The sequence below is a fragment of the Paenibacillus sp. PK1-4R genome (assembly GCF_030369595.1).
In the GTDB taxonomy this organism is placed as follows: Bacteria; Bacillota; Bacilli; order Paenibacillales; family Paenibacillaceae; genus Paenibacillus.
Genome location: NZ_CP126535.1, coordinates 6,540,160 through 6,566,383 on the forward strand (window position 1 = coordinate 6,540,160; position 26,224 = coordinate 6,566,383).

The 26,224-nt window shown below is 48.3% G+C and carries 23 protein-coding genes; 11 read left to right on the forward strand and 12 right to left on the reverse strand.

The window, feature by feature from the left end:
* Window positions 1-42 precede the first annotated feature (42 nt).
* Entirely contained in the window at window positions 43-927 is an 885-nt protein-coding gene (gene cidR, locus QNO02_RS28400) for a cidABC operon transcriptional activator CidR (RefSeq protein ID WP_074092657.1), read from the reverse strand.
* 163 nt (window positions 928-1,090) lie between these two features.
* On the opposite strand from cidR, the gene QNO02_RS28405 reads away from it, so the two are divergent.
* The 3 genes from QNO02_RS28405 to QNO02_RS28415 all read left to right on the forward strand — a co-directional run bounded on the left by QNO02_RS28405 (window position 1,091) and on the right by QNO02_RS28415 (window position 2,763).
* The gene (locus tag QNO02_RS28405) at window positions 1,091-1,462 is read left to right on the forward strand and encodes a CidA/LrgA family protein (protein ID WP_017691758.1); all 372 of its coding nucleotides are present in this window, start codon (window positions 1,091-1,093) and stop codon (window positions 1,460-1,462) included.
* Window positions 1,459-2,139 carry an LrgB family protein gene (locus QNO02_RS28410; RefSeq protein ID WP_091035927.1) on the forward strand — a complete coding sequence of 227 codons (681 nt, stop codon included), beginning with the start codon at window positions 1,459-1,461 and terminating at the stop codon, window positions 2,137-2,139. The genes QNO02_RS28405 and QNO02_RS28410 overlap by 4 nt, the downstream gene beginning before the upstream one ends.
* 105 nt (window positions 2,140-2,244) lie before the next feature.
* A complete protein-coding gene (locus QNO02_RS28415) occupies window positions 2,245-2,763 on the forward strand; it encodes an AbrB/MazE/SpoVT family DNA-binding domain-containing protein (protein WP_076209663.1) in 519 nt (172 codons plus the stop codon).
* 194 nt (window positions 2,764-2,957) lie between these two features.
* Here QNO02_RS28415 and QNO02_RS28420 read toward each other — a convergent pair whose 3' ends face one another.
* The gene (locus QNO02_RS28420; protein WP_091035924.1) at window positions 2,958-3,338 is read right to left on the reverse strand and encodes a DoxX family protein; all 381 of its coding nucleotides are present in this window, start codon (window positions 3,336-3,338) and stop codon (window positions 2,958-2,960) included.
* 422 nt (window positions 3,339-3,760) lie between these two features.
* On the opposite strand from QNO02_RS28420, the gene QNO02_RS28425 reads away from it, so the two are divergent.
* Entirely contained in the window at window positions 3,761-4,060 is a 300-nt protein-coding gene (locus tag QNO02_RS28425) for a winged helix-turn-helix transcriptional regulator (protein ID WP_026081419.1), read from the forward strand.
* A gap of 104 nt (window positions 4,061-4,164) precedes the next feature.
* Here QNO02_RS28425 and QNO02_RS28430 read toward each other — a convergent pair whose 3' ends face one another.
* The 5 genes from QNO02_RS28430 to QNO02_RS28450 all read right to left on the reverse strand — a co-directional run bounded on the left by QNO02_RS28430 (window position 4,165) and on the right by QNO02_RS28450 (window position 10,496).
* Complete coding sequence (locus tag QNO02_RS28430) at window positions 4,165-5,169, reverse strand: Gfo/Idh/MocA family protein (RefSeq protein WP_047840822.1); 1,005 nt, start codon at window positions 5,167-5,169, stop codon at window positions 4,165-4,167.
* Between the two features lie 68 nt (window positions 5,170-5,237).
* A complete protein-coding gene (locus QNO02_RS28435; RefSeq protein ID WP_289390594.1) occupies window positions 5,238-6,896 on the reverse strand; it encodes a glycerol-3-phosphate dehydrogenase/oxidase in 1,659 nt (552 codons plus the stop codon).
* A 556-nt stretch (window positions 6,897-7,452) separates the two neighbouring features.
* A complete protein-coding gene (glpK, locus tag QNO02_RS28440; RefSeq protein WP_289390595.1) occupies window positions 7,453-8,940 on the reverse strand; it encodes a glycerol kinase GlpK in 1,488 nt (495 codons plus the stop codon).
* A 28-nt stretch (window positions 8,941-8,968) separates the two neighbouring features.
* Complete coding sequence (locus tag QNO02_RS28445; RefSeq protein WP_026081418.1) at window positions 8,969-9,538, reverse strand: glycerol-3-phosphate responsive antiterminator; 570 nt, start codon at window positions 9,536-9,538, stop codon at window positions 8,969-8,971.
* 190 nt (window positions 9,539-9,728) lie between these two features.
* Entirely contained in the window at window positions 9,729-10,496 is a 768-nt protein-coding gene (locus QNO02_RS28450; RefSeq protein ID WP_091035917.1) for a GTP cyclohydrolase II, read from the reverse strand.
* 323 nt (window positions 10,497-10,819) lie between these two features.
* On the opposite strand from QNO02_RS28450, the gene QNO02_RS28455 reads away from it, so the two are divergent.
* The 4 genes from QNO02_RS28455 to gntK all read left to right on the forward strand — a co-directional run bounded on the left by QNO02_RS28455 (window position 10,820) and on the right by gntK (window position 15,763).
* On the forward strand, window positions 10,820-12,094 hold the full coding sequence (locus tag QNO02_RS28455; protein WP_133386196.1) for an ABC transporter substrate-binding protein: 1,275 nt from the start codon (window positions 10,820-10,822) through the stop codon (window positions 12,092-12,094).
* Between the two features lie 128 nt (window positions 12,095-12,222).
* Window positions 12,223-13,089: a carbohydrate ABC transporter permease gene (locus tag QNO02_RS28460; protein WP_091013252.1), complete on the forward strand. Its 867-nt coding sequence runs from the start codon at window positions 12,223-12,225 to the stop codon at window positions 13,087-13,089.
* A gap of 20 nt (window positions 13,090-13,109) precedes the next feature.
* Entirely contained in the window at window positions 13,110-13,937 is an 828-nt protein-coding gene (locus QNO02_RS28465) for a carbohydrate ABC transporter permease (protein ID WP_036612996.1), read from the forward strand.
* A 275-nt stretch (window positions 13,938-14,212) separates the two neighbouring features.
* A complete protein-coding gene (gene gntK, locus QNO02_RS28470) occupies window positions 14,213-15,763 on the forward strand; it encodes a gluconokinase (protein ID WP_289390596.1) in 1,551 nt (516 codons plus the stop codon).
* Window positions 15,764-16,407: 644 nt separating this feature from the next.
* On the opposite strand, the gene QNO02_RS28475 is transcribed toward gntK, so the two are convergent.
* Window positions 16,408-16,797, reverse strand: coding sequence for a nuclear transport factor 2 family protein (locus QNO02_RS28475; protein ID WP_091035905.1), 390 nt, complete (start codon window positions 16,795-16,797; stop codon window positions 16,408-16,410).
* Window positions 16,798-17,151: 354 nt separating this feature from the next.
* On the opposite strand from QNO02_RS28475, the gene QNO02_RS28480 reads away from it, so the two are divergent.
* From QNO02_RS28480 to QNO02_RS28490, 3 genes are all read left to right on the forward strand, one after another.
* Window positions 17,152-17,469: an ArsR/SmtB family transcription factor gene (locus QNO02_RS28480; protein ID WP_289390597.1), complete on the forward strand. Its 318-nt coding sequence runs from the start codon at window positions 17,152-17,154 to the stop codon at window positions 17,467-17,469.
* 69 nt (window positions 17,470-17,538) lie between these two features.
* Window positions 17,539-18,351 (forward strand): hypothetical protein, encoded by an 813-nt coding sequence (locus QNO02_RS28485; protein ID WP_289390598.1) that lies wholly within the window; start codon window positions 17,539-17,541, stop codon window positions 18,349-18,351.
* A gap of 121 nt (window positions 18,352-18,472) precedes the next feature.
* Complete coding sequence (locus QNO02_RS28490; RefSeq protein ID WP_062836785.1) at window positions 18,473-19,432, forward strand: MraY family glycosyltransferase; 960 nt, start codon at window positions 18,473-18,475, stop codon at window positions 19,430-19,432.
* 222 nt (window positions 19,433-19,654) lie between these two features.
* On the opposite strand, the gene cydC is transcribed toward QNO02_RS28490, so the two are convergent.
* The 4 genes from cydC to QNO02_RS28510 are packed head-to-tail and all read right to left on the reverse strand — an operon-like array spanning window position 19,655 to window position 25,927.
* Window positions 19,655-21,592, reverse strand: coding sequence for a thiol reductant ABC exporter subunit CydC (gene cydC, locus QNO02_RS28495; protein ID WP_289390599.1), 1,938 nt, complete (start codon window positions 21,590-21,592; stop codon window positions 19,655-19,657).
* 1 nt (window position 21,593) lies between these two features.
* Window positions 21,594-23,510 carry a thiol reductant ABC exporter subunit CydD gene (gene cydD, locus QNO02_RS28500; protein WP_289390600.1) on the reverse strand — a complete coding sequence of 639 codons (1,917 nt, stop codon included), beginning with the start codon at window positions 23,508-23,510 and terminating at the stop codon, window positions 21,594-21,596.
* A gap of 1 nt (window position 23,511) precedes the next feature.
* A complete protein-coding gene (cydB, locus tag QNO02_RS28505; RefSeq protein ID WP_240768199.1) occupies window positions 23,512-24,567 on the reverse strand; it encodes a cytochrome d ubiquinol oxidase subunit II in 1,056 nt (351 codons plus the stop codon).
* The gene (locus QNO02_RS28510; protein ID WP_047840834.1) at window positions 24,512-25,927 is read right to left on the reverse strand and encodes a cytochrome ubiquinol oxidase subunit I; all 1,416 of its coding nucleotides are present in this window, start codon (window positions 25,925-25,927) and stop codon (window positions 24,512-24,514) included. Before QNO02_RS28510 ends, cydB begins: the two co-directional genes overlap by 56 nt.
* Window positions 25,928-26,224 lie beyond the last annotated feature (297 nt).

A 26,224-nucleotide genomic window follows, 5' to 3' on the forward strand; every position in this document is an offset into this window, starting at 1 on the left:
CACTAGGCACTACAATGACAGAATAACCTTCCGATCGCCCCCTTACTCACCCAGCATCGACTGTGTGAATCCAATCCACTCTCTCGTGGCAAATGAAAGATAGCGGTCCTTCCGCCAGATCATACCGAGCTGCCATGGAATCACCGGTTCCACCACCGGTATAATGCGCACGCGCATATGGTCCACCTCACGACAGATCGTCTCAGGTAGTAAAGCTACACCCAGATTGGCGGCAACCATCGCGCTGAGCAGATCCCACTGGGAGCTTTCATATACCACACGGGGCTGGAACCCGGCATGTTGACAAGCCACAATAATCCGGTCATGCAATGCAAAATCTTCCCGAAACAGCACAAAGGCGTCGTTTTCCAGTTCGTGCAGCGCAACCGCTTCTTTCCCCGCAAGTGGATGTGAGGGGTGTACAAGCAGGTTCAGCTTCTCTTTCACAAACACAAAATGATCCAACAGCTCATCCACGGTTGGCAGTACGGCAACGCCAATATCCAGTGCACCACTGATCACATCGGCCTCCACTTTTTTGGCACCATCCTCAAACAGCTGAATGGTCACCTGCGGGTAGGCTTTGTGAAATTCGCCAATGATCATAGGGAAAAAGCTGGACCCCACCATTGGCGGCAAGCCAATCCGCAGATGACCTTTCTTCAAGTTCATCAGATCGTCCAATTCGGACGACAGACTGCGGAATGATTTTTCAATCTCAAGTGCCTGCCGAAAAAACACATGGCCCGCATCGGTTAGTTCCACCTTTTTCCCATAACGGTCCAACAACGTGATACCCAATTCCTCTTCAAGACTCTTGACCGTCTTGCTGATCGTAGGCTGGGTGATATACAGTACTTCGGCGGCTTTTGTGAAGCTCTGCTGCCGGGCAACTTCCAGAAAATATTGCAAATGGCGGATATCCATAGGTTGATTCCCACCTCTCATAGATAAATGGAATAGTAAACATTCTTAATATGCATTTTACTCATGAAAGAATGCCATGTAAAATTTGTGATATCAAACAACGTTTCCATTCATTTTCATAATAACTCAAACGATTACGTTGATTATACAAGGAGGGATTGAAGTGAAAAAATGGGGCCTTGGTATTGCACAGGTTGCGCTCTTAATGGTTTTTTCACTGCTCATGGACCTGCTGGCCCGTACTCTCCATCTTCCTGTACCGGGTTCAATACTCGGTATGGTTGTGTTATTCATTCTGCTTCAGACTCGTGTCGTGAAGCTGCGCTGGATTGAAGTTGGAGCTGCCTGGCTGCTCGGTGAACTATTGTTATTTTTTATCCCGTCAGCCGTTGGCATTATGAACTATATGCCCATGCTGGAGCATGACGGACTGCAGATTTTATTCATCGTATTACTTAGCACATTCCTGGTCATGTCCTGCACAGGCCTGGTTGCTACACGAATTGCCAAACGAAAGGAGCGTCACACCGGATGATTGGATTTCTCTGCCTCTTGTTAACCGTCGGTATCTATGGGGTCGCCAAACGAATGTATCGTAATCTGCCAAAAGTATATCTGTCACCATTGCTCATTACGCCGCTGCTTGTCGTTGGCATATTGCTCGCAACGGGAACGGATTATACCACGTATAGCAGTGGCGGCAAATGGCTGAGTCTGCTTCTTCAACCGGCCACCGTGGCTTTTGCCGTACCGCTTTACACCTTTTTCCATGTACTCAAAAAACATATTTCCGAGATTGTCTTCAGTGTCATGACCGGCTCGGTCGTTGCCGTACTTTCTTCTGCCCTGCTCGCCAAATGGTTGCGTCTGGATTCCGGTCTCATTCATAGTCTGATCCCAAGATCGATTACCACCCCAATTGCCATGAACGTTTCGGCTACCATCGGTGGCATACCCGCAGTGACAGCTGTTTTTGTTATTATGACTGGTCTGCTCGGAGTGATTATGGGACCTTCGATCGTCAAAATGCTGCGCATCGATGGGGAGATTGCACGAGGCACACTGTTTGGAACCGGTGCCCATGGCACAGGGACATCCAAGGCATTTGAACTAAGTTCCCTGACTGGTACCATTTCCAGCATCTCCATGGTGCTCGCTGCATTATTCACTTTAGCCGTCGCCCCCATCCTTTCCAAACTTATTTTCCCATAATAGATGGAATTATTCCACTTTTTTGAAATATTATTGTTGTATTAAAGCCCTTTCTTCCTTACAATAAGGACAGGTTTTAATTGTGAATATTGCGGAGGAGATGCGATGAAAAGAACCGGAATGAAGAGATCTCTGGACCGTCTTGGACGAATTGTCCTTCCCAAAGAAATGCGGGATACGATGGAAATCCATATCGGCGATCCGCTTGAGTTTTTCATTGAAGGGAAAGAGTTGATTTTACGAAAGTACAAATCAACATTATGTATTTTTTGCGGTGATGTAGATACGGAAATGTATTTCAAAGAACAATTCATCTGCCGGACTTGTGCAATTCAATTAAAACACCCGGATGACTCTCCCGACTGGTTCGTACCTCAGAACAAACAGGCTCCTGCACCCGTGGAGCGTCCTGCTTCCAAATCCGCCTCAGTCTCATCTCCCGCTAGGGAAGAAGGGACCACAGCTGACAACCAAGAATACCCGGATCTGCGGCCGAAGACGGCACGCATGCTGCAACAGATGAAAGAAATTGTTGAACAGAATCCCGGTTTGGCTCAACAGCAAATTGCGGAAAAGCTTGGCATCAGCCAAGGACGCGTCTCTCAATTAAAAAAGTTACTATAATCAAAATGGCATTTGATCATTTATAGTCAGAAGACCTTCCAATCCAGGAAGTCCCGCTGCAAGAGAACCCGTTGTTTTTCGTGGGTTCTTCTTTTTTTTATATTAAATCCCATTCAATCATAAAAAAGATGACCTATGCTCATCTGCAGCGGCCATCTCATGATATCGTTTCAAATCTTCTATTTATCTTTCCTTTACGCCTGAATCGCGTCCATCTGGCCTTCTTCTTCCGCTTCCAATCTGCGCATGCCTACCACCAGGACAATAATGTTAGCTACCAACAACACAGCCGGGAACGGAACAGCAGCGTATTGTGCATAGATCAGATGACTTCCCACGGCCCCAATCAGAATGAATGTCAGTATGCCAGAAGCCAGGATGCGAGTCCGTGGAATCAGCAATCCTACTGCACTAAGTAACTCCGCAGCGCCCAGCAGATACATGGTCCATGTCGGATAAGAGAAACTTTCGAATGTCTGAATCATCATGTCTGCCCCACTAATCTTGTTAAACCCTGTCATGACAAACACACCTGCAAGAATAACTAGAAAAATATAACCCAAAATTTTGTTCATATGTAGATCCTCCTGTACAAATTATATGTTCCTACTATGTAATGATTATTTGTGCTGCACATTGTAAAAAAAGAATCTATGTAAAAGTTCCCAAAGGTCACTCTGTTTTCAACCGTTCAGCCGAGTTCAATTTTCAGAATAGTACGCGTTCATATTATACGTATTATTTATCACCAACTTACTTTTATGAAGTTAGTATATAATAATAATATAATTTCTTCAAGTAATTTTTCGCTGTATGATGTATAATACATACAAAAGGTATGTTACAGTATATTTTGTAGTAACCCTCATTTATATGGATGTCCTATATTCTTAAAGCGGCAGAAACCATGTCCTTTCATATACAACCTGCGAAAAAATAACCATGAATCGAGGTGAATACGTTGAAGCTGAAAAAAGTAAAAGCACCAAGTCCCTGTATGATCACTCAAGCCATAGATATCATAGGCAAGAAGTGGGTACTGTTAATCATGTACCAACTGTTGTCCGGACCCAAGCGGTTTACGGAGCTTGAAGCAGAGATGGCGATCAGTGGACGACTTTTATCGGAGCGATTGAAGGAAATGGAGACGGAAGGTATCGTAACCCGACACATGTTTCCCGAGATACCTCCCCGTGTAGAGTATGAATTGACACCGAAAGGCAGAGCCATTGAACCTGTCATTGATCAGATCTACAGTTGGTCATCCGACTGGTTGAAACAGCAGAAATCCGAGTAGTTGAATTGCTACTTAATAATCTCTACTCAACACAAATACGCCTGAATCAGGCTGATCTGCGGATCATTCCCTGATTCAGGCATATTTATATTACCTTCAACCTTTTAATGAGAGAGATGCTTTGAAGGCTGAAGCTGTACAGGCAGACCGGAATCTGCCGATGCCAGCGCCGCCGTAGTAATCTCCTGTGTACGGCAGGCATCCGCATAATCGGACAGAATTCGTGAACGGTCTCCCGTACGCAGGGCATGAATGAACGCTTCATTCTCACGCTCGTATGGATTATGTCCTGCCGGAATCTCCAGACCTGCCATCGCATGTTTTGCGGCACTTGGCAGAAGCAAACGTTCTGGCGTCCAATCCCACACACCTGCATCCGTGTAGAACTGGAGCCCAGCGCCCCCCTCTCCGTCTGGCAACAGACATGTATTGGCGATACTGGCAATCGCTCCACTTTCCAGCTTGAGCGTCACATTCGCCACATCAGCAACGGTCACATGCTCATGCTTCTCATGCATGCTTCGCTGAGCTGCTACAGCATATACCTCCGTAACTTCTCCTGCACAATACCGAAGCAAGTCTACAATATGTGTAGTTTGCTCTACGAATTGTCCTCCTGAACCGTCCTGACGCCGCCACCAGGCGACCCCTGGCATTCCGCCCATCCAGCGGCCAAGTGCCATGCCGACCGTCTGTTCTTTCATCGACTGCTGCAGGACCTGCGCGGCCTCCTGATAACGGAAATGGTATCCTACAGAGGTTAACAATCCGCTCTTTTGCACCTGATCCAACACCTGACGCGGAACATCCATTCCGGTGCTCAAAGGTTTCTCCACCAGGAATGGAATACCACGGCGGATTAATTCGGACTCAATCGATCCGTGAGACATCGGAGGCACACAGATATACACCGCATCCAGCTTCTCACCATCCAGCATATGTTCAAGTTCCCCGTAACCAACAGCATCATAAACGGAGGCCATAGCCTCTGCCTTTTCGAGCGATGTTCCACAGACACTCGCAACACGAACACCTTCCATCCGTGCGAGAATATCCGCGTGTACCTTACTGAACCAGCCTGTTCCAATGATTCCGATCTGTAATGTCATGGATGCAATCCCCTCTCTATGTTACACGCTTACATGTTCCATTCGACTCTCGATCTTGAAATCCTGCCTCAGATTTTGCCGGATGCTTCCAGCAACAGCTGATCCAGTTCCTGTGTATGTTTAACCTCTTCCTCTTCAGACCAGTTCAAACGACCTGCCATATACGAGATAACCGCTGCTTTATAGCGACGAACTTCATCAATACGGAAGAATAAATCACCTGTTCTTCGTACCAAAAAATCAGACGGGGTTACAGCCATCTCTTCATCAATCGCGTAACTTAACATCAACAGTAGCTCCTGTGGCATGCCATGAAGCTCGGACTTGGTGCGTGGATCGGGCATTCGCTCATATAGTGCCTCCACATTGGAACCATACGTGCGGACCAGTCGCTCCGCAGCAGGTCGAGCAAGTCCCAAGGCAACACCATCCTTGATCTTGCGTTCCGCATACGATACAAATCCAGCCGATCCCCCTACATCACCGCCGGAGATGGGCATCTTCTTCGTTACACAAGGGCCTATGGAATGCCCGCTCTCCTGCTCCATCTGGCGTGCGACCAGATCAACGACCATCTCGGCCATTTTACGGTATCCGGTTAATTTGCCCCCGGCAATCGTAATCAGATTGGATTGGGATACCCAGACTTCATCTTTACGTGAAATTTCGGAAGGATTCTTGCCTTCCTCATGGATTAGTGGACGTACACCCGCCCATCCGGATTCCACATCCTCGGTACCAATCCGTACATCTGGAAACATGCCATTGACTGCATTAATGACATAATCACGGTCGGAGTCGGAAATTTGGGGGTGTGCAGGATCGTCCTGATATACGGTGTCGGTTGTCCCCACATAGGTTTTGCCATCACGCGGGACAGCAAACACCATTCGACCATCTGGTGTATCAAAATAAACCGCCTGTCTTAGCGGGAATCGTTTACCATCAAAGACCAAATGGATGCCTTTGGTCATCTGTAGCGTTTTCCCCTGGCGCGAACCATCCAATTCCCGCAGACCGTCCACCCATGGACCGGAAGCGTTGATCACCTTGCTTGCTTTTAGCGTATAGGTCTGCCCATCGATCTGATCAATAGCTTCAATACCTGTAATCTTGCCATTCTCCTTCAGGAAACCTTTCGCCTTAACGTAGTTCACTGCCTGTACCCCACGTTTGACAGCTTCTTTCATGACTTCAATGGTGAGCCTGGCATCGTCTGTCCGGTACTCCACATAGAGCCCACCACCTAACAGTCCCTGCTTGCGTAGTAAAGGTTCACTATCTGACACCGCTCCAGCATTCAACATTTGGCGCCGTTCACTGCGCTTCACCCCGGCGAGCCGATCATACACCATCAGTCCAATGGACGTGCTGAAGCGGCCGAACGTACCTGCCGTATAGATCGGTAGCAACATCGGTTCTGGCGTGGTCACATGTGGCCCATTCTCGTAGACTACAGCCCGCTCCCGTCCTACCTCAGCAACCATCTTCACTTCATATTGCTTCAAATAACGCAATCCGCCATGGACAAGTTTGGTCGATCGACTGGATGTACCTGCTGCGAAATCCTGCATTTCTACAAGCGCTGTCTTCAATCCACGGGAAGCCGCGTCCAATGCAATCCCTGCGCCTGTAATCCCACCACCAATAATTAATACGTCAAAATGTACATTCGCCATGTTTTGCAAATATTCGGTCCGGTGTGCTGACGAGAACGTTTCTGTCATTCTTGAACCTCCTATTGATTTTCTCAATTTTTCCGTAAAAAAAACAAAAAAAGGACCACGTCATTCGCTCAGCAATTGCTGAGCGGCACGTGGTCCCTCCCGATCTCCAGACATCATTTTTTAACTTGTGCCTTTATCCTATCACAGATTTTTGACGGCGTGAAGTCCTGAAATGACACATTATTCAAAAAAAATTCAAAAAGTTGTTCTGCCAAAGGATGGAATTTCAAATGAATCCACTAACCTTGTTTTTTTCCTTATAGTGGATATATATTTTACCTTCTCCAGGAAGAATAACCCTGTAAATCATGCATCATTTTCCACCAGTAAATATCATTTATAACATATGTTTAGTTAAAAAGTACAAATACCCACCCAAGAAATATTCATTTCATTCCTCTTATTTAGCATTTTTCATAATTCGAACCATTCCGCTCACGGGTACAAAAGTTGGACAGGAAGAAGCATCCTGATCCAACCAGTGTATAGACGAACAAAATCATTTCGATCTATTTCTTGCTGATTTGAAGACGCTCAGGTGATTTATGCAAAATGCTTATTTAAAAGCCATTGCTGCGTTCACTGCACGCTTCCAGCCTGCATACAGTTCTATTCGTTGTTGCTCAGCCATAACAGGCTGGAAGACACGCTCCGTATTTTCATGATCGGTCAATTCATCCGCACTCGTCCAATATCCAACCGCCAATCCTGCCAGATAAGCCGCACCCAATGCAGTTGTTTCATTCACCGTTGGGCGTTCGACAGGAATGCCCAGAATATCACTCTGGAACTGCATGAGAAAATCATTGGCCGCCGCTCCTCCATCCACACGCAGAGCATGTACGGGAATACCCGAGTCGGATTCCATTGCCTCCAGTACATCTTTGGTCTGATACGCCAACGCCTCAAGCGTAGCACGGATAAAGTGTTCCTTCGTCGTGCCTCGGGTCAAGCCAAACACCGCACCCTTAACCTCACTATCCCAATACGGACTGCCCAGTCCCACAAATGCAGGTACCATATAAACGCCGTCTGTCGAAGGCACACGTGAGGCGTAATCCTCGCTATCTTTTGAAGAGCGAAGCATCCTTAATCCGTCACGCAGCCACTGAACCGCTGAACCTGCAACAAAAATGCTGCCTTCGAGCGCATATTCAACCTTGCCATTCATCCCCCAGGCAATCGTTGTAATCAGTCCATGATTGGATTGTACCGGGTTCTCGCCCGTATTCATAAGCATAAAACAACCGGTACCATATGTATTTTTCATACTGCCCTTGGTGTAACAGCCCTGACCAAACATCGCTGCCTGTTGATCTCCTGCCGCTCCCGCAATCGGAATCCGATGCCCGAAGAAATGATAGTCTGTTGTGTGTGCATACACCTCGGATGAACCTCCCACCTCTGGCAGCATCGCCTTAGGAATGTCGAGGATATCCAACAATTCGTCATCCCATTGCAGATCATAGATGTTATAGATTAGGGTACGTGAGGCATTGGATATATCCGTGACATGTGTCCCCCCGCTCAGTTTCCAGATCAGCCAGCTATCAATCGTGCCAAACAGCACTTCACCCTTCTCTGCCCGCTCCCGGGCACCAGGGACATGATCCAGAATCCACTTAATCTTTGTTCCCGAGAAGTAGGGATCGATTAATAATCCTGTTTTACGGCGGAAAAGGTCCCCGAGACCCTGCGTCTTCAATTCTTCACAGATATCTGCGGTCTGTCTGGATTGCCATACCACTGCATTATAGATGGGTCTGCCTGTTTCTTTGTCCCATACCACAACCGTCTCCCGCTGATTGGTAATTCCAATTCCGGCAATCTGGACCGGTTTGATTCCGCTCTCTGCCAGACATGAAGCCATCACGGCAAGAATGGAACTCCAGATTTCGTTGGCATTCTGCTCTACCCAGCCCGGTTTGGGGAAATATTGAGGGAATTCCTGCTGTGCAATGTGCACGATCTCTCCGCCACGGTTAAACAGAATAGCTCGGGAGCTTGTTGTTCCCTGATCCAGAGCCAATATATATTTTTCCATACAGCCAACCTCCTGTTGTGGGTTCTTTTTACGGTGTAAGCGATTTCTCAAAGTGTCGAATCAGATCTGCATTGGATGTGGTCACTGCCGTAGCCCCGACGCCAAGCGCAAGTTCGACCTCTTCCGGTGAACGGATCAATCCCCCCGCAATAATGGGTATCCCTGTACGCACAGATACTTCCGCAATAATATGCGGAATGACGCCAGGTAATACTTCAATATAATCCGGTTGGGTTTTGGCCAGCAACAGATAACTTTTCTCCAGCGCATGGGTATCCAGTAGAAAAATACGTTGAATCGCTGTAATGCCTTTCTGCTTTGCCTTCTGAATGACACTCGCTCGCGTAGAGATCAGTCCTGCCGGGCGAATGTGCTGACACAGATACTCTGCCGCATACTCATCGTTTTTTAAACCCTGAACCAAATCTGCATGCAAAAGTATCTTCTTGTCATACCGCCGCGCCTCGTCCATTACACTCTGAAGCTGTGCAATATGGGTTTCCAGCATCACCCCATAGGTATAAGGGCCTTCAATCATCGCTTCAAACTGCTTCATGCTCTTTGCAGCCGGCAATATACGTTGTCCCTCAAATGGCACCTTGGTTCCTCCCGCATTCATCAGATGACTATATTGTATAATCCACACTGTGGGAACGGCAAGCCATTCCATGAATCAGGAAAACCTGATCGCTACCCTGTTCTCCATACCAAAAAGCCGCTGCTGTACTTCTCCATAACGGAGAGTACTACAACGACTAATCAACTAATCAATTACGTCTATTAAATAATTAAGCCTGCGCATGCGGAAGCAACGTCTCTGCTCCAGCCCAGCCATCACTTTCCGCCAAGTGACCGGAACGATTCACTTTCGTTTGCAGATACTTCTCGTTAAAAGCAGAACGATCTCCCCACAGCGGAACACGTCCGCCCACATTTAATCCCGCTTCCTGCAAGGCAGCCAGCTTCCGTGGATTGTTGGTGATCAAGGTAACCGGTGCTGTGCGAAGTGCACGCAACACAGCAATCGCATCGTCATAATTACGAGCATCGTCTGTGAATCCAAGCTGCAAGTTTGCATCTACCGTATCCAGACCTTCTTCTTGCAAAATGTACGCCATGGCTTTGCTGAACAGACCAATGCCACGTCCCTCATGGTTCGCAAGATAGAACAGTGCACCCGCTCCGTGAGCGGCGATCATTTTCATGGATTGCTCCAATTGGAAGCCGCAATCACAGCGTTTGCTGCCAAAGATGTCGCCTGTATGACAGATGCTATGCATCCGGATCAGCGCTTCCTGCGCTTCAGCAAAGTCACCATACACCAGAACACTGGATTGTTGACGCTCTGCCAGTTCAGCAGCAGCAAGAGATTCGATTAACTCGCCGCTCTCCATCGCTTTGTCCGATTTCATCCAGCTGTACCACTGGAATGTCTTGGTCTCCCCATCGAGGTTAACCGGAAGCTTGATTGGTCCCACCAGGTATATGAACTCTTTTCCACTCGGAAAAGTCTGAATTTTGGGGGCAAGCAGTTGAATAATATGTGAATTGATCATTGTCGTTCCTCCTGTTTAGGCCAACTTGTATGTTGATTGATTCGCATCCAGCGTGAAATTGGATCACTTGGATGTTATATAGTACGTATCTATATTATTCTCATCATCATTAGTTACTTTATGTAAGTTAGTTTAGAATAAAAATTATAAAGTGTCAAGTAACTTTTATTTTTAAAGTAACTACTAAAATTATGTTACGCAACGGACACAAATATGTGTTTCATTTTAGGAATATTGGGTATGAGTTTATAAACTGCTCATACACTAATGTTGTAGTCCAAAGCACTTCATGCCTCGAACTTAACGATGAGGGGGTAATACACATGATCCGCCGGAAAAGAACATGCTGGACAGCCATACTGATGGTCTGCGTCCTGCTCATAAGCGGATGCTCCATCTGGCCCGGACAGGACGATTCAGCGAACAACAAAAAGGTAGCGCTTACATTATGGTACTGGAATCGGTCCATCGATGATAAGTTGCTTGCCAGGGCTAAGGAAAAATTCCCCAATATCGAACTGACAGCTCAGAAAATCGGCGGTGATTTCAAAGCAAAGCTCAAAACAACACTCGCTGCACGCTCAGGTGAACCAGACATTGTCGCATTGAACGACTGGATCATGGAGCTTTTCCCCAGTGAGGACCGTTTCTATAATCTGTATGATCTCGGTGCAGGAGATATTGAAGACCAATATCTGCCGTGGAAATGGAAGCAAGGCGTTACGCCAAGCGGACAGATGATTGGTTTCCCGATGGATACGGGACCAACAGCCCTCTTCTACCGAGAAGATCTGTTCAAAGAGGCCGGATTGCCATCTGATCCCGAAGACGTTACACGCCAGATCAACAGCTGGGATGCATATGCTGCTGCCGGAGAACAGCTCAAGGAGAAATTCGGAGGCAAGGTTTTTCTAACCGACAATATTGCAACCGTTTACAACCAAGTCATATCGCAGTCTGCTGAGCGTTACTTCCGGCCGGACGGGTCCTTTATCGGCATGGATTCCCCTACTGTGGGCAAGAGCTGGGATACGGCCGTTGCTTTTAAAGAAAAGGGACTGCTTGCCAATGCAGATGGCTGGACTCCAGGCTGGAACGCCGCGATGAATAATGGTGAAATCGCCTCTTTCGTAGGTGCTGTCTGGATGAAACAAGTTCTTCAGGAAGCCGCTCCGGATACATCCGGGAAGTGGCGTGTCGCTCGGGCACCAGGGGGAGATGGCAATAACGGAGGATCATTCCTGTCCATCCTGAAGTCGAGTGAACATCCTCAGGAAGCCTTTGAACTGGTTCGCTGGCTGCAAAGTCCCGAAAATCAACTGGAGCAATATCAGACATTGAACCTTTTCCCTTCTGCACCAGGTGTGTTTGATGATCCTGCCATGAAAGAAAAAGAACCTTTCTTCGGTGGACAGGCGACAGGGCCTGTATTTGCCGAATCGGCACAGGAGGTGCCGGATGCTTTCTTTGGCGAACGATACCCATCCGTACACAACATTATCACCCGGCGGCTGAATGATGTCGCGAAGCAAAATGCCGATCCACAGCAAGTCTGGACAGATACGGTACACCGCGTCGAGCGGGAATTGCAGCGTTAACCTGAAGAACGTGTGGTTTCGTTATCCGCAAAGGAGGAATTCATATGGCTGTAACTGAACCTCGTCTTACTCCCGATCCCGGACATGCAAGACCTGATCTGGATCGGCAGAAGTCACTATGGGCGAGAATGTGGGAGCATCGTGCACTCTATGTTGCGATATCGCCGTTTTATATTCTGTTTGCAGTATTTGGGCTGTTCCCGATTGGGTTCTCACTCTATCTGGCTTTTCATAAATGGGATGGCATCGGTGTCATGACGTACAACGGGTTCAACAACTTCAAATACATGCTGACCGATGCCGAGTTCTGGCAAGCCGTGGGCAACACGTTCATGATCTGGATCTATTCGACGATTCCAATGCTCTTCTTCGCCCTGATTATTGCCTTTTTGCTGCATGCACCATTTGTGAAGTTCCGTACCCTGTTTCGGGTCGGTTATTTCCTGCCAAACGTCACGTCCATCGTAGCGGTAGCCATTATCTTCGGTGCCTTATTTGCCAACAATTATGGCTTTCTCAATTATCTGTTGCAGTCGGTCGGGCTACCGGTTGTGGAGTGGCTTAATGCACCATGGGGCATTAAAGTCGCAATCTCCTCCATGGTGGTCTGGCGCTGGACCGGATATAACGCCGTCATCTACCTGGCCGGACTTCAGAGTATCCCGCAGACATTATACGAAGCGGCAAAGATTGACGGCGCATCAGCGATACAGTCCTTTTTCCGAATTACAATTCCGATGCTGCGTCCTGTGATCCTGTTCACGGTCATTACATCAACGATTGGCGGTATGCAGCTGTTCACCGAGCCTCAAGTATTGGTAGGTAATGATGGCGGCGCTGGTGCAGCAGGCATGACAATTGTACTCTACCTCTACCGTGAGTCCTTCATTAACAATTACTTCGGATATGGCGCTGCTGTTGGCTGGGGTATGTTCCTCATTATCGCCCTGTTCTCGATTGTGAACTGGAAGCTTGTTCAAGGCAAATCATCCTGATGTGATAAGGGGGAGCGCACATGGCGACCAAACACCTCAAATCGCTGGTGTTGTATACCGGTCTTATCGGGGGCATGCTCATATCCATGTTCCCGTTCTATTGGCTGATTGTAATGTCCACCCGGACAACGTCCGATATCTACAAGTTCCCACCTCAGCTCTGGTTCGGGGGTGAACTGTGGAATAATATTACGCGCGTATTGCAGCAGATTGATTTCTGGGGCGCCTTTCTGAATACGCTGTTTGTGTCGGGCCTTGTGACTATTCTTGTACTGTTTTTTGACTCACTGGCGGGGTTTGCGTTTGCGAAGTTCGAATTTCCCGGCAAAAAGTGGCTCTTCATCTTGCTGCTTGCTACCATGATGGTGCCTTCCCAGCTGTCGCTGGTGCCTTCCTTCGTACTCATGGCCACGTTCGGTTGGGTTGGTTCCTTCAAAGCCCTCATTATTCCGGGCATGGTGAACGCCTTCGGTATCTTCTGGATTCGTCAGTATGCCACGGAGTCGATTCCGAACGATCTGCTGGATGCAGGCCGCATCGACGGCTGTAATTTCTTCCGACTTTATTGGAACGTGGCGCTGCCAATTCTGCGACCTGCCTTTGCTTTCCTCGGCGCGTTCACCTTTATCGGCGTATGGAATGATTATCTGTGGCCGTTGATCGTCCTGACGGATGAACGCAAATACACGTTGCAGATTGCATTGTCTCAATTAAACGGGCTGTATAACACAGACTATGCGATGGTCATCGCAGGTACGTTGCTTGCCGTCATTCCGCTCATCGTTATGTTCCTGTTCATCAGCCGCCAGTTTATCTCGGATATTGCCGCAGGAGCTGTGAAGGACTAGGGTTCTGCATTTTGATCCATCCCTCAAGTCTGATATTCTTATCTATAGATGAAATAACAGATGCCATATAAGTTGGATGAATAGCGCCACGTGCACAAAGGGGACAGAAAGGGCCTGAAGAAATGGAATGTTCGCATTTATAACCAAATTTCTCCCTTTGAAGAGGGGATCAAAGAAATTTGGGAATAACGGCGATCGGAAGGCTTTCTGCACCCGAAGTGTTAACGTTTAACAGCATTCATTCACTTATATATTCAAGAAAGAGGGATGACAAAATGGCTTCTTCACCCTATATGATCGGCGTAGATATCGGCACGACCTCCACCAAGGCCGTCTTGTTCGAACAGAACGGAACCATTGTGGCACAAGGCAGTGCCGATTATCCGCTGCACACCCCCACACCTGCGATTGCGGAGCAGGATGCGGAAGATATTTTCAAAGCAGTCATTACATCGGTTAAACAGGCCACTTCCAAAGCGGGAGTGAAGCCAGAGGACATCCTGTTTGTATCCTTCAGTTCGGCCATGCACAGCATTCTGCCTGTCGATCAACACGGCACACCGCTGATGCGGGCCATGACATGGGCAGATAATCGCAGTGCCGAGTGGACCGAAGTACTCAAATCCGAGATGAATGGTCACGAAATCTATCTGAGAACAGGTACGCCGATTCATCCGATGTCCCCACTCACCAAGATCATGTGGCTCACTCGGGATCAACCGGAACTGTTCCAACAGACGCACAAATTCATATCCATGAAAGAATATGTCTTCTATAAATTATTCTCTGAATACGTCATCGACCACTCGATGGCCTCAGCCACCGGACTCATGAATCTGGAAAAACTCGACTGGGATGCAGAAGCGCTGCATGTGGCGGGTATTACCTCGGAACATTTGTCCCGATTAGTACCGACCACACATGTGCTGAAACAGGGATTGCACCCGGAGTACGCCAAGGAGATGGGCATTGCGGTCACTACACCGTTTGTCATTGGAGCCAGTGATGGCGTGCTCTCCAATCTGGGCGTGAACGCCATTGATCCAGGCGTCGTGGCCGTGACCATTGGTACCAGTGGAGCGATTCGTACAGTCGTAGATAAACCGGTGACCGATCCAAAAGGACGCTTCTTCTGTTATGCACTCACGGAGGATGCCTGGGTCATTGGCGGACCGGTGAACAACGGCGGTGTTATTTTCCGCTGGATTCGGGACGAGTTTGCGGCTTCCGAGGTGGAGACGGCGAAACGACTTGGCATCGATCCATATGAAGTGCTCACTCGTGTCGCCGAAAATGTACCTCCGGGTTCGGAAGGCCTTTTGTTCCATCCGTACATGACGGGTGAGCGGGCCCCGCTCTGGAATCCCAATGCACGTGGTTCGTTCTTCGGACTGACGCTGCATCATAAGAAGGAACATATGATTCGCGCTGCGCTCGAAGGTGTATTGTTTAACCTCTACACGGTCATGCTCGCGATTGAAGAAAAGATCGGTCGTCCGAAAAAAATCCAGGCGACAGGCGGCTTCGCCCGCTCTGAGCTATGGCGGCAGATGATGGCCGATATTTTCGATCAGGATGTCATCATTCCCGAAAGTATCGAAAGCTCCTGCCTCGGCGCAGCCGTACTGGGCTTGTACGCCCTTGGCCGCATTGATTCCCTGAGTGCCGTCTCCGGCATGATCGGATCGACGCACCGGCACCAACCAGACCCGGACAGTGTCCGTGTCTATCGTGAACTGCTGCCGATCTTTATCCGCATCTCCCGCAAATTCGAAGAAGAGTATGCGGATATCGCTGCTTTTCAAAATAAGACGATGCAGGGGTAGGGAAAACGTGGGATGGCATACAGGATGACGGAGGATGGGACGGTTTAGGCTCTGAGCTTTTGAGCTTTTGAGGGTTGGAAATTTACACGGTGGAGGGTCAAAACGTTGAACATGGAATGGTCTAACGAATCGTAGACGTCTTATATGATGTTTATAACATGTTTTCAAAATCTAACGAACCTGAGACACCTTATATCGGATTTTAGCCGCGGAAAACTGCCCCAAAGTTAGAATAACCGGAAAATAGCGTCTCAGCGATTCGTTAGAATCTGACTTATGCAGATTTTTGGCCAATAGCGCGTCTCTGGTTCGTTAGAATTGACCGACCATCGTCACCACCATGTAGTTGCCCCCCCCTGCTAAGCTGCGTCTGGCTCAGAATAACCTGCGGCTCTAGCGAGTACATCTTATGCACGTTCATAAGGACCGTCCCGCCATGTTTAAAACATGCGGGACGGTCTTTTTCATGTACAGTTTTTGTGTACCGATCTACCTGTAGAAACTGTGCTACCAGAGTGATGAAGCCCTCGTTCTCAGCGCCTTTCAAATCACCTAAATATTCCACCAAAAAAAGCCCCACAGCTTGATAGACTGTAGAGCTTCATTTCCTAACCATTGCATTATTACTTATTTACACTGCGCTATTACTGATTATACTTGCTGAATGCATTCTGATCGGCCTGTACATTCTCCAGATACACAATCTGCCCCGCATCATTTACACGCGCGATATCAATGCCTGCTTTGGCGTATACCGTTCCGTCTGCCGCTTGTCCGCACACCGCCCAGTTGGTCTGGTAGCTGCCGTCAGGCTGTTGCACCCACGCGTCCCACATATGTTTTACATCCTTATTGTATTCGTAGAAAGCTTTCATGAAACCATCGAATCCTGTTCGACTAGTGCCGTTAAGCACAATCTCTGCGTCAGGTGTAAACAGGGACAATAAATCCTGCATGGCGCGCTCGTCTGTACGTGAAGCATCAAATAAACGGAAATAGTTGTTCAACAGTGTAGTTGTATTTGTAGTACTCATTCATATTCCTCCTAGAATAAAAAGCCGTTTTCCAATCTTTCAGTTCGAATATTTTCGAACTAATTGAAAAGAAATGTAACATACTTCTTATACTGCCTGCAAGAAATATATAAGTTGAGACCGACTTTTACACTAACACGGAGAGTGCAGAACCAATCTGAAGAAGCGAAGCGTGCGCATTTATCACCGGATTTTTCCCTTGGACCAAGGGAATAAAGAAAATCTGGGGATAAGAGCGATCGAAAGATGGTACTGCAATCGGAGTAAACAAGTGTAATAGTTACAGTTCAACTTCTATAGTTCGATTTTTTTCAAACATTGAAAGGTACAGCCGAATATGCTAACGTCATAGATATGAGAACTCCAACGATACCTATGGCTTCGGAATTGAAGCTGACCACGGTCTGCAATGCATTGGGCGATCCGATCCGCATGAAAATTGCACACTGTCTGGCCAGTTCTGGCGAGAAAAACTGCTCCGCCTTCGAAGTTGACCATATTTCCAAATCCACGTTGTCCCATCACATCAAAATTTTACGTGAAGCTGGCGTGATCCAGCCGCGCATTGAAGGTAAACAGCACTTTTATTCCCTACGAAAGGAAGAGCTAAACACACGTTTTCCAGGCCTCGTCGACATGATTCTGAATACAACCGAGGAATACGTACATTAAAGTAAGCAGGTTTGAGATTGAAGAACTACTTTCATCATGATCGCAATTCCCATAAAGGAGGCTAACCATATGGACAAAAAAGCGGCAAAGATATTGCTGAGCACCTTCTGGGGAGGTGGGGGCTGGAAAACAACCTCTCTACCCTTCTCCGGGGAGGAATTTGAATATGCCAAAAGCAAAGGTGTTATGTTCGATCCACTCACGATCACGCATGACGAGATAGTCCAGCGCCTATACGACATGCATCAGGATGACTCGCTCAAGGAGCGGGTCATGTCGGCCTTTTTACATAGTCTGTCCACCAAAAAAGTCTACCTGCGTAGCGCATTATCCAGCTGGGCTTTAACATCGAATATGCCTTTGCATACCTATGCGGAACGCCCTGCCCTTCACCCTAACACCAGTGCCTGTGGGGATTGTAACTTCCTGCGTTTGCAGTCAGACAAGGAATATTCCAACGTCGACTTAAACGTCCTTAATTTTGAACGGATCAAGTGGGGCGGCGTGCGTCATGGCTGGCTTATCTATTGCCTGATGGATCTGGAATTACTGCTTCAGGACAACGATGCAAACTATGAAGTAACCCAGGAAGACCAAGCAATCCTGGTAAACCTGCTTGAAGCTGCTCAGACGGAAGATCCCAAGGACAGTGCACGTTCACTGGAGAAGAAGTGGAAGGATCTCTTCCCTTCCAGCAAACAGGAGCGAGATGCCCTGCTGGAAATTTGGGCTGCAGCCGGCATATTGGTTCCTGGAGATAAACCGAGAAAACGCAAAGGTGGTTCCAGCGATTTTGTCTTTGCAGCAACCTGGCAAGGTGATGATGGATATCATGCAGAAGCCGTAAAACATTATTTTGGCTCCTATCTTCCTCAAATGTGATAAAACCTGAACTTTTGCTCACCTTTGCGTACGTCTGGTTACAATAATGACATCGACAGATTTCCTGTTTAACTCGTATAATAAGGGGAAATTGGTAGATGGGAGTGAAACAAGCGAGTTTATGGTATACATACTGGCTTTTATAGTGTCTTTTGCTGTCGTGGTTCTGCTTATTCCGCCGCTTGGTCGATTGGCTCACCGGCTCGATTTTGTGGACAAGCCCCGGGAAGATGTGGAGCGTAAGCTGCACAGGCAACCGATCCCGCTCACGGCGAGTTACGCGATATTTACTGGATTTTTCCTGACATACATTGCTCTGACCAAAGAAATCACATGGGAAACAGCGGCTCTGGTCGCTGGTGGTATGCTTTTGCTAACGATTGGTACCGTCGACGACTGGTACAAAACAAAAGGCAAAGATTTTCCTGCTCTGCCCAAAATGCTCGTACAAGTCTCTGCGGCAGTACTCGTGTTTGCTTCTGGCATTGCGTTCACTGGATTCGTGAATCCCTTCAACGCGGAATATGTCATGCTTCCAATCTGGCTGCAATTCATTCTCACGATCCTCTGGATCTTTGGGGTGACAACAGTCATCAACTTCTCGGACGGCATGGACGGACTGGCTGGCGGATTATCAGCTATCTCGGCGATCACACTGTTCATTGTGGCGCTTGCCAAAGGTCAAACTGATTCCGCACTCATGTCGATCATTCTGGTCGGTGTGACGATTGGTTATCTGAAGTACAACAAAGCTCCTGCCAAAGTGTTCATGGGTGATGCAGGCGCAACGTTCCTTGGCTTCATTTTGGCGGTTATCGCTCTGGATGGTGCATTCAAACAAGCAACCATGTTGTCCATCTTCATTCCGATTTTGGCGCTGGGTGTACCGATCTTCGACAACATCTTTGTCGTTATCAAACGTTTCATTCAAGGTAAAGCAATCTATCAGGCCGACGCGAGTCAAGCGCACTATCGACTGCTGCGTGCCGGATTGAATCACAAACAGGTTGTTGCTGTCCTCTATCTGGTTAGTACCTGCCTGTGTCTGTCTTCCATTATATTGATGCTGGTAGAGATGTAAGTATCCGCAACAAAAGCGGTCATATCGGAATGTAAAAAGAGACGAGTCCAAGATTTCTTGGCTCGTCTCTTTTTTATGCTTATATGGTTAAGTGCTCATTACGCACTCATTCGGTGTCATTCGCTAAATTGATAATTCATGTATATCAGTTCAGTTCGACCATCTGGACTGGTATGCAAAATCCACACGTCTGGAACCGCAGGCGCTCACAGACTCTCACACTTATCTGGAAGCTACGGGTGGCAACGGTTGTTCTTGTTGTTGCCGACCTGTCCATCCCGGCCGATCAAGTTCAATGAGACGGCGGTATCGCTCTTCCCCAGCCAGCAATTGTTCGTGAGAACCCTGCATGGCAATCTTTCCATTTTCCATAAAAATAAGTTCGTCCATCTGTTCCGCACCAATCAGGTGATGGGTGACCCAGATCATCGTTTTGCCTTGCAAGCTATCCAGAATGGTTCGCATCAACTCGCGTTCAGTCACAGGATCAAGCCCAACGGTTGGTTCATCCAATATAATAACAGGTGTCTCCCGGAGCAGTACCCGGGCCAGTGCAATTCGTTGCCTTTCCCCACCGGAGAAACGCAGACCTGTCTCCAGCATCGGCGTATCATATCCCTGCGGCAAGGATTCGATCAGACCGGATAAACCTACTTGGGCGGCCACCTGACGAATCTGCTCATCTGTTGCATGCGGACGTCCAATCCGCAAATTATTGGCTACTGTGGTGTCGAACAGGTGTGGGCTTTGATTCAGCACCGCAATGACATCAGTGACACTCTCACCCAAGGTTTGCACAGGCATATTATTGATCAGAACTTTCCCCCCAGATGGACGTAAAGCCCCCTGAATCAGCTTCAACAAGGTTGATTTGCCGCCGCCGCTTCGTCCAAGAATAGCCAGACGTTTGCCTTGTGGCAGATGAAGGGATACATCCTGTACGGCATAAGTATCATCAGATGCATAGCGGTAACTAACGTGATTGATCTCGATGTCTGCTCTGAGTTTGGGCGGAATGCGAAGACGAATTCGTCTGTCAGGGATATCACTAGCAGTTGGCAAGGACTCCGATGTCTGTCTAACCATCACGTTGCCGTTTTTTACTGCAGAGATCGAGTCGCCCGTTCCGCCAACATCATCCGCTCCATTCTGCCCCGGAAGATACCCTTTCCCTTCCAGCTGTTTCAAGCGGTCCAGTGATTCCCGGTACTGTGGAAGATGCTCCACAGCATCCCCTACTGGCAGAAGTGATTCCGTGAGCGGAAATAACACCAGCACAAAAGCAGCAATCATTACGGAAGGTAATTGTCCGACAGAAGCGGCGTTTCCAGCCCATAACGTAACCGATACTACCATCAGGCCAATGACGCACTGAGCCATCAGATCACGCCAACGTATCCAACGCCTCAACTTGCGACGAACTGCGTCGACCTGTTCTTCTGCCTCTTCCTGTTGCTGAACAAACTCTGCGGCTCGTCCACTTGCAAGCCAATCTCCCAGTCCAAGCACACCGTCAGTTAGACGGGTATACAACCTGCTGTTTTCCTTTTTCAGCCGCACACGCCATTTCCACGTCACTTTCAGAGAGATCGCAGGTAGCGCGGCAACGAGAAATAACATATACAAGCCCATCCACACCGCAAATCCCAGATCTACACTGCCAAAAGCACTCACAGCTGCACCGTACATCACAAGCGCGGTAACGGCAGGAAACACGGTACGCAGATAGATATCTTGCAACCGCTCCACATCATCGGCAAGTGCTCCGAGTACATCTCCTGTCTGCATACGAGAGCGCAGGAACAGGGCCTGTGGCTCCAGAATGCGATATAGCTTCACCCGTTGATCAGCCAACACACGCAGTACGGCATCATGTCCTGCCAATCGTTCGATATATCGAAACACGGCGCGGAATATCCCAAATGCACGTACCCCAACAATAGGTACATACACCATCAAAATATTTTCAGGACGCAGCGCAGACTTGGAGATCAGAAATCCGGAGGTAAACAGCAACAATACCGCACACAAGGCAGCACAAGTGCCTAGCGCAATGACTGCAAGGAATCTCCAGCGGTACTGTGCCACATACGGAGCAATCCAGCTATTTTTTTCTTTTCCGTTACGGACGGTCTCCATATGCTCATATCCGGACTTCATTTTATATCGCCTCCATCTGGGCCTGAATCATCTGATAATATACACCTTGCCTTGCGAGCAGTTCCTGATGTGTTCCTGTCTCTGCCACCGTGCCGCCATCCATGACTATAATTCGATCCATATGCGGCATCCAGTGCAGACGATGGGTAGCCAAAAATACAAGTTTGCCATCAAACAGCGGCAGCATCGTCTGTTTCAGTTCATACTCTGTCTCTACATCCAGATGAGCTGTCGGTTCATCAAGCAGCAGGATGTTCCGTTGACTAAGCAAAGCTCTTGCCAGCGCCACCCGTTGCTCCTGCCCACCACTTAGCTGTCTGCCACCAGCCCCAATAAGTTCATGTAGTCCACCGGATAATGAAGACAGTAGCTTGGTTAATCCAGCTGCGCTAATGGCCTTGGCCACTTCCGCATCCGAAGCCTCCGGCATATAGAAACGAACGTTATCGGCCAGGCTTCCACTGAAAATATACGGATGCTGCGGGATAGCTGCCGTCTGTCTTCGCCAGGATTCAAGCATATCCTGTGTCACAGGCTGTCCGTTGGCTAATACTTGGCCTGAAGTAGGAAGCTGAAATCCAGCCAATACATCAATCAACGTGGATTTACCTGCTCCGCTGGCGCCAATAATACCGATTTTGCCAAGACCCGTGATCTGAAATGTGACATCTTTTAGCGAATAAGGACCTTCATCATCATGCCGTACCTGTACATCCGTTAGAGCCAATCTGCTATTCTCATTCCAGGAGAACACTGAGGAAGCGGAAGAAACAAGCTCAGGAATAGTAGAAACAGAAGCAGGATCAGGAGCAAGATGCCCCGCAGCCATTTTATCGTTCAACACGACACGTATGGTCGAAGTGCTGGCTTTCCTTTTACCCAAATATAATGATGGTGTAGATCCAGCCTCATCCTCTGCCGTAACCGGATGTGCAACAACATTTGCATAGGCTTCTTTTTGTTTCTGTTCAGCAGCTTTCCCCCGTTCAATCACTTGGTTGATAGCCGCTCCGGCTTCCTTACCGTCCAATGTGGCATGGTAATCAGCGCCGAGCATACGTACAGGCAGGAAATATTCGGGAGCGAGAATGAGTACCGTCAGCGCAGGGCCAAGCAGCATATGCCCCTCCGTCAGACGTAATCCCAGACCAACTGCCACGGAAGCAACGGACAGCATGGTGAAGAAGTCGAGTGCAAACGAAGAAAGAAAAGCCATGCGCAGGGTGGACATCGTTGCCTTCCGATACCGCTGACTGACCCGCAAAATGGACCCTTCGTGTGTTCTGCTTTGTCCCAGTGTTTTCAGTGTTTCCAGACCTCGCAAGGTATCGACAAAATGGTTAGCGAGTGCTTTGTAGGATCGGAATTGTCCGTCTATCTTCCGCTGCGCAGCGAGGCCAATCAGAATCATGAACACGATCAGGATTGGGAGAGTCAGCATCAGAATAACCCCGGACATCAGATCCAGCTTGAACACATACAGCAAAATGACGATAGGTGTGAATCCTATGCCCAGCATACGAGGAATGAATAGTTCGAGATACGTCTTGTATTGTGCTGTTCCCTCACGTGCCAGTGTAACCATATGGCCTGTGCCTTCCGTCTTGGCATAACGCGGCCCGAGCCTGAACCACTGCTCCACCATCTGTCTGCGCAGATCAGTCCCTGTCCTCTCCGCATATCGTGAGGTCACGAGTTGTAACCAGAAGGATAAGGCGTAGCGGGCGGCAAAAGCAGCCAGGAACAGCAGCAGTACTGGGTACTGCTCCGTTACGGATGAACCTTCAAACAATGCCGTGATGGCCTGTGCCAGCCATTTGGCTTGCATCATGATCGTCATCGCCTGCAACAGTACCAGCGCTGATGCCAGCGCCAGTACAGGCCGGATGCCCGGCAGCTTCATCAGCCCCCGTCCCATATCAGTACTCCAGGTGGTGCTGCTCGTTCAGACGTTTGCGGAAGATATAATAACTCCAGATCTGATAACCAAGAACAAACGGCAGCAATGTGCAAGCTACAATTGTCATTACTTTCAATGAATAAGCGCCGGATGCGGCGTTGTATACAGTCAGGTCATATGCCGCCCCAAAGGAACTCACCATCACTCTTGGGAAAAGTCCGATAAAGACCGAGGCAAAGGCAATTGCAATAACTCCCCCAGTCATTCCAAAAGCCCAACCTTCACGCTTCTGACGAACAAAGTATGCCGCAAGTGCAAGCGAAACTGCGCCAAGTACAACCATGATCCAAAGAGCCCAGCCGCGTACGGCGAATACATCGGTCATGAAATACGTCATTAACGCGTAAACGGCGAGCAGTGCAGCCAGCGGCAGCATCAATTTTTGCGCTGTCTTCAAGGCACGCTCTCTGAGATCACCTACTGTTCGTAGTGATGCAAACAGCAATCCATGAACCAGACACAGCAGGGTTACACTCAAGCCACCAATCACGGTGTACGGATTAACAATATCGAGGAATCCTGCACGCAACTGCATCTCCCCATCAATGGGCAGACCTTTCATCAACGTGGCAAAGACCACGCCGAACAGGAACGGCAAGAGCGCACTGGAGACAACAATGATGATGTCCCACGTTTTGCGCCAGCGCTGCTGTTTCATTTTACTGCGGAATTCGAAAGCAACTCCGCGGCCAATCAAGGCGAGTAACACCACCACAAGTGGCAGGTAAAAACCACTGAACAACGTCGCATACCAGTGCGGGAAGGCAGCAAACATCGCGCCCCCCGCCGTAATCAGCCATACTTCATTACCATCCCAGAACGGACCGATCGAGTTAATCAGGGTCCGGCGTTCACGGTCTGTTTTGGCAATAATGCCTGTAGACATCCCCACACCAAAATCAAATCCTTCCAAAAAGAAAAAACCAACAAACAATACGGCAATCAGCAAAAACCACAACTCACTTAGTGACAACGGAATAACCTCCATCCACGCCGAACGGATCGGCCGATTCATCGTGATCTTCTGGCTTCTCGACCGCAAACGGCCCTGCCTTGATCTCACGTACGAACAGGTATACCATCACGATACCGAGAACCGTATACGCAGCTGTGAACGCAATGGTCGAGAACAGGATCATTCCTGCGGATACATTCGGTGAGACTCCGGCTTCGGTGGTCATATAACCAAATACCGTCCATGGCTGTCTTCCAACCTCGGTCATAATCCAACCTGATGTATTGGCGATAAACGGCAAGGATATGGCAAATACCATCAGACGCATAAACCACTTCCCAGCGACCTCCAGCTTCTTACGCATGGCTAGGAACGTACCGTATAGCGCCAGTGCAATCATCAAACCCCCCGCTGCAATCATGATACGGAAACTCCAGAACGTTGTCCGTACTGGCGGGATATAGTCCCCCGGTCCATACGTCTGTTCATACTCCGCTTGAAGCTCCTTCATGCCTTTGACACTACCGGAGAACTTGCTGTAGGACAGGTAACTGAGCAATCCAGGGATTTTGATCTCACCCGTACTCTCCTGTTTATCCGGATCGATAAAAGCGACCACCGTCCATGGCGCCGGATCTTCTGTCGTTGTCCATGTGCCCTCACTGGCTGCCATCTTCATCGGCTGTGTCTCCACCAGATATTGCGCCTGGAAGTGACCCGAGAATGCGACGCCGAATGAAGAAACAAGAGCGATAATGATCGCAATATTAAACGATTTGCGGAAGATCTCCACATCTTGCTTTTTCATCAATTTGTAGGCACTAATCCCGGTTACGACGAAAGCCCCTGTCATCAATGCCCCAAAGATTGTATGTGGGAACTCGACGAGAAGCTGACCATTTGTGATGAGTGCAAAGAAATCATTCATCTCGGCTCGGCCGTTGTTAATCTCAAACCCGACAGGATGTTGCATAAATGAATTGGCTGCCAGAATCCACAGCGCGGACAGGAATGTGCCGACAAACACCAGCCAGATGCAGGCCAGATGCACTTTTTTGGACAAACGATCCCATCCGAATATCCACAACCCAATAAATGTAGACTCCATAAAAAACGCTAGTAGCGCTTCAATAGCCAGTGGCGCACCAAACACGTCTCCCACAAACCGAGAGTACTCGGACCAGTTCATGCCAAACTGGAATTCTTGCAGAATACCTGTGACAACCCCGACGGCAAAGTTAATCAGGAACAGCTTGCCCCAGAACTTGGCCATCGTTTTGTAGATCTCCTTACCCTTAACAACGTACAACGTCTCCATGATTGCAACCAACAGTACAAGACCGATGGATAGCGGGACAAAAAAGAAATGGAAAATCGTTGTAAGTGCATATTGGATACGCGATAACATAATCGGATCCATACCGTTACCCCTTCTTTCTGTTCACTTCGCAGTATGCGTATCTGGCATTGAAGCTGCACCTTCGCTGTCTGTCCGCCAAATACGTTGATGAACGTATTGTGCCAGATTACCTATTTTATACATGTGAGAATTATCACAATCTTCGTCTCTAGAGCAAAAAAAAGTGATCCTGGTCACACAAAAGATAAAATTCAGCCTATTATCATAGCTTGCCAACTTCATCTATTCATGGAAGATACTCATGTTTGGGACGGAATGCCCATATGTTAGTCTCAGGCATATCATGCGAAGTACCGT

Bases quoted from the DNA above. Each gene is read 5' to 3' on its own strand.
- glpK (WP_289390595.1), bottom strand. From the start codon at position 8,940: ATGGAAAAATATATATTGGCTCTGGATCAGGGAACAACAAGCTCCCGA.
- QNO02_RS28455 (WP_133386196.1), top strand. From the start codon at position 10,820: ATGATCCGCCGGAAAAGAACATGCTGGACAGCCATACTGATGGTCTGC.
- cidR (WP_074092657.1), bottom strand. From the start codon at position 927: ATGGATATCCGCCATTTGCAATATTTTCTGGAAGTTGCCCGGCAGCAG.
- QNO02_RS28460 (WP_091013252.1), top strand. From the start codon at position 12,223: ATGTGGGAGCATCGTGCACTCTATGTTGCGATATCGCCGTTTTATATT.
- QNO02_RS28435 (WP_289390594.1), bottom strand. From the start codon at position 6,896: ATGACAGAAACGTTCTCGTCAGCACACCGGACCGAATATTTGCAAAAC.
- QNO02_RS28410 (WP_091035927.1), top strand. From the start codon at position 1,459: ATGATTGGATTTCTCTGCCTCTTGTTAACCGTCGGTATCTATGGGGTC.
- QNO02_RS28510 (WP_047840834.1), bottom strand. From the start codon at position 25,927: ATGGATCCGATTATGTTATCGCGTATCCAATATGCACTTACAACGATT.
- QNO02_RS28450 (WP_091035917.1), bottom strand. From the start codon at position 10,496: ATGATCAATTCACATATTATTCAACTGCTTGCCCCCAAAATTCAGACT.
- QNO02_RS28480 (WP_289390597.1), top strand. From the start codon at position 17,152: ATGAGAACTCCAACGATACCTATGGCTTCGGAATTGAAGCTGACCACG.
- QNO02_RS28485 (WP_289390598.1), top strand. From the start codon at position 17,539: ATGGACAAAAAAGCGGCAAAGATATTGCTGAGCACCTTCTGGGGAGGT.
- QNO02_RS28490 (WP_062836785.1), top strand. From the start codon at position 18,473: ATGGTATACATACTGGCTTTTATAGTGTCTTTTGCTGTCGTGGTTCTG.
- cydB (WP_240768199.1), bottom strand. From the start codon at position 24,567: ATGAATCGGCCGATCCGTTCGGCGTGGATGGAGGTTATTCCGTTGTCA.
- cydD (WP_289390600.1), bottom strand. From the start codon at position 23,510: ATGGGACGGGGGCTGATGAAGCTGCCGGGCATCCGGCCTGTACTGGCG.
- cydC (WP_289390599.1), bottom strand. From the start codon at position 21,592: ATGAAGTCCGGATATGAGCATATGGAGACCGTCCGTAACGGAAAAGAA.
- QNO02_RS28425 (WP_026081419.1), top strand. From the start codon at position 3,761: ATGATCACTCAAGCCATAGATATCATAGGCAAGAAGTGGGTACTGTTA.
- QNO02_RS28475 (WP_091035905.1), bottom strand. From the start codon at position 16,797: ATGAGTACTACAAATACAACTACACTGTTGAACAACTATTTCCGTTTA.
- QNO02_RS28420 (WP_091035924.1), bottom strand. From the start codon at position 3,338: ATGAACAAAATTTTGGGTTATATTTTTCTAGTTATTCTTGCAGGTGTG.
- QNO02_RS28415 (WP_076209663.1), top strand. From the start codon at position 2,245: ATGAAAAGAACCGGAATGAAGAGATCTCTGGACCGTCTTGGACGAATT.
- gntK (WP_289390596.1), top strand. From the start codon at position 14,213: ATGGCTTCTTCACCCTATATGATCGGCGTAGATATCGGCACGACCTCC.
- QNO02_RS28465 (WP_036612996.1), top strand. From the start codon at position 13,110: ATGGCGACCAAACACCTCAAATCGCTGGTGTTGTATACCGGTCTTATC.
- QNO02_RS28430 (WP_047840822.1), bottom strand. From the start codon at position 5,169: ATGACATTACAGATCGGAATCATTGGAACAGGCTGGTTCAGTAAGGTA.